Genomic DNA, 276 nt, shown 5'->3' on the forward strand with positions numbered 1-276 from the left:
TTAACGGTTACCGGCACAACCTTTTGACCAATTGCTGCAATTAATTCTGGTGACATTGGAAAGTTTAAGGCTGCCGGATCCTTCATCACGGCTGGAATGGTCAACTGTAATGCTTCTTCGCTGATTTTATAATCTTGGAAATCAGTTGGTAAGCCGACCTTATGCTGCAGCACACGGATTTTTTCAATTACTTTTGCCAGTGCTGCCTCTGGTTCATCCCCTTTTACATCCACATCAAGTGCTTGTGCCAACTCTGCCACTTTTGGTAAATACAAC

Annotated in this window: 1 pseudogene; it reads right to left on the bottom strand. The window is 43.5% G+C overall.

From position 1 onward, the window contains the following. Positions 1-260, bottom strand: a pseudogene (locus RYX56_RS22170) (iron-containing alcohol dehydrogenase); the annotation flags it as partial. Positions 261-276 lie beyond the last annotated feature (16 nt).

The organism is Alkalihalophilus lindianensis, from assembly GCF_032843265.1.
In the GTDB taxonomy this organism is placed as follows: Bacteria; Bacillota; Bacilli; order Bacillales; family Bacillaceae_D; genus Alkalihalophilus; species Alkalihalophilus lindianensis.